A 4,283-nucleotide genomic window follows, 5' to 3' on the forward strand; every position below is an offset into this window, starting at 1 on the left:
GGTCGAATGCGCGAACACGGGGAGGGGGCCAAGACCCAGGCGCTCCTTCCGGCCTCCCCGGCCCCCTCGCGCTTGCCCGGGGCAGCCCCGGGCGGGCTCAGCTGCTTCCCGAAGGCTGGAAGCGGCGCAGCCGGAGGCTGTTGGTGACCACGAAGACCGAGGAGAAGGCCATCGCGGCCCCGGCGATCATCGGGTTGAGCAGTCCGGCGGCGGCCAGCGGAAGGGCGGCGATGTTGTAGCCGAAGGCCCAGAACAGGTTGCCCCGGATGGTAGCGAGGGTGCGGCGGGAGAGCCGGATGGCGTCGGCGGCCGAGCGTAGGTCGCCGCGGACGAGGGTGAGGTCGCCGGCCTCGATGGCGGCGTCGGTGCCGGTGCCCATGGCCAGGCCCAGGTCGGCCTGGGCGAGCGCGGCGGCGTCGTTGACGCCGTCGCCGACCATCGCCACGACCTTGCCCTCGGCCTGTAGCCGTTTGACGGTGGCCACCTTGTCCTCGGGCAGGACCTCGGCGATCACGTGCTGCGGGTCGATGCCGACCTCGGCGGCGACCGCGTCGGCCACCGCCCGGTTGTCGCCGGTCAGCAGCACCGGGGTCAGGCCCAGGGCGCGCAGGGCGGCGATGGCCTCGGCACTGGTGGGCTTGACCGCGTCGGCGACCTCCAGCACGGCCCTGGCCGCGCCGTCCCAGCCGATCGCGACCGCGGTGCGGCCGGCCGCCTCGGCTTCGGCCGCGGCCCGGGCCAGGACGGGCGGCAGGTGCTGCGCGCGGTCGGCGAGCAGGGCCTCGCGCCCGGCCACCACCGCGTGGCCGTCCACCGTGCCCTGGACGCCGAGGCCGGGCACGTTCGCGAAGCCCTCGACGGCGGGCAGTTCGCCGGCTTGGGCGGCGGCGGTGGCGATCGCGCGGGCGATCGGGTGTTCGGAGGCGTGTTCCAGGGCGCCGGCCAGGCGCAGTGCCTCGGCTTCGGTGACGCCGTCGGCGGTGTGGACGGCGAGCAGGGTCATCTGTCCGGTGGTGACGGTGCCGGTCTTGTCCAGGACGATGGTGTCGACCTTGCGGGTGGACTCCAGGACCTCCGGTCCCTTGATGAGGATGCCGAGCTGGGCGCCGCGGCCGGTGCCGACCAGCAGCGCGGTCGGGGTGGCCAGGCCCAGGGCGCACGGGCAGGCGATGATCAGCACGGCCACGGCGGCGGTGAAGGCGGCGGTGGGATTGCCGGTGGCCGGCAACCGGACGACCAGGGTGGCCAGCGCGATCAGGATGACCACGGGAACGAAGACGGCGGAGATCCGGTCCGCGAGCCGCTGGGCGGCGGCCTTGCCGTTCTGGGCCTCCTCGACCAGCTTGGTCATCCGGGCGAGCCGGGTGTCCGCGCCGACCCTGGTCGCCTCGACGACGAGCCGGCCGCCCACGTTGACGGTGGCGCCGGTGACAGCGTCGCCGACGCCGACCTCGACCGGCACCGACTCACCGGTCAGCATCGAGACGTCCACGGCGGAGCTGCCCTCGACCACCGTGCCGTCGGTGGCCACCTTCTCGCCGGGCCGCACCACGAAGCGCATGCCGACGGCCAGCCGGTCCACCGGCAGCCGGATCTCCCGGCCGCCCGCCCGCCGCCCGTCGCCACCCTCGACACCCGCGACAGCCTCGACACCCGCGCCACCCGCGACCGAGGAGGCTCCGCGCTCGCCGCCCTGGTCCTGGAGGACGGTGACGTCCTTGGCGCCGAGGTCGAGCAAGGCGTGCAGGGCGGCGCCGGCGCGGTGCTTGGAACGGGACTCGAAGTAGCGGCCGAGCAGGATCAGCACCGTGACGGCGGCGGCGGTCTCCAGGTAGAGGGTGGCGGAGGCGTCCGTGTCGCCGATCGACGACGAGAAGTCGTGGTGCATCCCCGGCCGGCCGGCGTGGCCCCCGAACAGCGCCCAGACGGACCAGCCGAAAGCGGCCAGGGTGCCGAGTGAGACCAGGGTGTCCATGGTCGCGGTGCCGTGCTTGAGGTTGGTCCAGGCGGCGCGGTGGAAGGGCAGTCCGCCGTGGACGACGACCGGGCCGGTGAGCGCGAAGGCCAGCCACTGCCAGTTCGTGAACTGCAGGGCGGGGACCATCGACAGCAGGACCACCGGGACGCTGAGCGTGGCGCTGAGCAGCAGCCGGTCGCGTTCGGGATCGGGGGCGGGCTGCTCGGCGGCCGTGGCGACGACCGGTTGCTGGGCGGCGGGAGCCGGCGGCGGCGGGGGTTCGGCGGTGTAGCCGGTCCGCTCGACGGTGGCGATCAGGTCCTCCACCGTGACGCCCGGGCCGTAGTCGACCCGGGCCTTCTCGGTGGCGAAGTTGACGGTGGCCTCGACGCCGTCCATCCGGTTGAGCTTCTTCTCGATCCGGGCCGCGCAGGAGGCGCAGGTCATCCCGCCGATCGACAGCTCGACCCGGTCCCTGGCCCCGACATCCGGGGCGGACGTGCTCATGCGGATCTGCTCCTTGGGGGCGTTCGGCGGGGGCGGCTGGGCCGGGCCCCCGCCGTACCGTGGTGGTTCAGGCGCTGCGGCCGACCAGCTCGTAACCGGCCTCGTCGACCGCGGCGCGGATCTGCTCCTCGTCCAGCGGGGCGGCGGAGGAGACGGTGATGGTGCCGGCCTGGGCGTCGGCGGCCACGTCGGTGACACCGGCCAGCGTGGCGAGCTCCTGGCTGATCGCCTTCTCGCAGTGGCCGCAGCTCATGCCGGACACGGTGTAGGTGATGGTGTTGGTCATCGGGGCCTCCGGGGCTTGGTGCGGGTGGTGCGCGTTTCCGGTTCCGGCGCGGTCGGTGCGCCGTATGGTCCTACGTCCATAACACAATACCCCTCGGGGGTACTTCCCCAGGGGGGGGTGGATGGGGTGGGATGGATCGCATCGTAGGCGACGACCGGCGTCCGGCCGGGGAGGAGGGGGCGGGTCGGGGCCCGATGGGCGAGCGGGTGGTTCGGTGGTGTGATCGTCGCTTATGTTCGATATGTGCTTTCGATCCGCCGCGCCCAGTCGCCCGCGGCACCGACCGCCGCCGGACTGCCGCCGGAGCGGCAGCGGGGTGCGCTGCTGGCCGCCGATCTCCAGGACGTGCCGTTCTGGCGGCGGGCGACGCCGGCGATGACCGCCGTCCTGCTGGTCGGCCTCGCGGACCTCCTCTCCGGTAAGGACCGCTACCTCGCGCCCCTGATGACCGTCGTCCCGGCCGTCGCCGCGCTCACCCTCAAACCCGGCGAGCTGATCGCCGTCTGCTCGATCGGGCTGCTCGCGGTCTTCGGGCTCAGCCACTACGACCAGGTCGACAACATCAACGACGCACGCTTCCTCTACGGTGCGATGGTCAGCTACGTGGTGCTGACGGTCTTCTCGGCGTGGGTCGCCAAGGTCCGGATGCGGCGGGCGGCGGCCTTCGCCGCGGTCAGCTCCGTCGCCGAGGCCGCCCAGCGGGCCCTGCTGCGACTGCCGGGGCCGACCGTCGGACCGCTGCGGCTGGCCGTGCGGTACGTGTCGGCGGCGGACGCCTCCCGGATCGGCGGGGACCTGTACTCGGTGCTGGAGACGCCGCACGGGACGCGGGTCGCCGTCGGGGACGTCCGCGGCAAGGGGCTGGCGGCGGTCCAGACGGCGGCGGTGGTGCTCGGCGCGTTCCGCGAGGCCGCGTACGACGAGGCCGGGCTACGGGGTGTCGCGGCGCGGGTCGAGGCCAGCGTCGAGCGGCACGCGCCCGACGGGGAGTTCATCACGGCCCTGTTCGCGGAGTTCCGCAGGCCCGGGGCGATGGAGCTGCTGCAGTACGGCCACGTGGCGCCGATCCGGGTGGACGGCGACGGGCGGGCGCAGGTGCTGGACGCGCCGGACCCGTGGGTGCCGCTGGGCCTCGGACGGCTGGCGTCGGGGGAGCCCGCCGCGTGGGGTCAGCCGTTCGGCGCCGAGGACGTACTGGTGCTCTGCACGGACGGCGTGATCGAGGCGCGGCACCGCAGGAGCGGGGAGTTCTACCCGTTGGCGGAGCGGGTCGGGCCGCTGGTACGGGGGGCCACGCGCTCGCCGGGGGAGCTGGAGGCGGCGGTGGGGCGGGTCTATGCGGACCTGCTGGCGCACACGGGCGGAGGGCTGCGGGACGACGCCCTGTTGCTGCTGATCACCCGGACGGACTGACGGCTCGGCGGCGGGCGGGCGGCCTTGGCAGGGTGTGGCCGGCTGCCTCGGGGGGGGGGGGGGGGGGGGGGGGAGGGGGGGGAGGGGGGGGGGGGGGGGGGGGGGGGGGAAATCGCTGCG

General features: G+C 74.5%; 3 protein-coding genes. 1 reads left to right on the top strand and 2 read right to left on the bottom strand.

Annotated features, from left to right (window positions below):
• Positions 1–97: 97 nt before the first annotated feature.
• The gene (locus tag ACZ4WV_RS24795) at positions 98–2,464 is read right to left on the bottom strand and encodes a heavy metal translocating P-type ATPase (protein WP_465750249.1); all 2,367 of its coding nucleotides are present in this window, start codon (positions 2,462–2,464) and stop codon (positions 98–100) included.
• A gap of 67 nt (positions 2,465–2,531) precedes the next feature.
• Positions 2,532–2,750 carry a heavy-metal-associated domain-containing protein gene (locus ACZ4WV_RS24800; RefSeq protein WP_465750251.1) on the bottom strand — a complete coding sequence of 73 codons (219 nt, stop codon included), beginning with the start codon at positions 2,748–2,750 and terminating at the stop codon, positions 2,532–2,534.
• 243 nt (positions 2,751–2,993) lie between these two features.
• Here ACZ4WV_RS24800 and ACZ4WV_RS24805 point away from each other — a divergent pair, with 243 nt between their 5' ends.
• A complete protein-coding gene (locus ACZ4WV_RS24805) occupies positions 2,994–4,163 on the top strand; it encodes a PP2C family protein-serine/threonine phosphatase (protein ID WP_465750252.1) in 1,170 nt (389 codons plus the stop codon).
• Positions 4,164–4,283: the final 120 nt, after the last annotated feature.

It is taken from the genome of Kitasatospora sp. NPDC029312 (genome assembly GCF_055569215.1).

What these genes read in the sequence shown, in the direction of transcription:
- ACZ4WV_RS24800 (WP_465750251.1), bottom strand. Translation starts at nt 2,750, where the DNA reads ATGACCAACACCATCACCTACACCGTGTCCGGCATGAGCTGCGGCCAC.
- ACZ4WV_RS24795 (WP_465750249.1), bottom strand. Translation starts at nt 2,464, where the DNA reads ATGAGCACGTCCGCCCCGGATGTCGGGGCCAGGGACCGGGTCGAGCTG.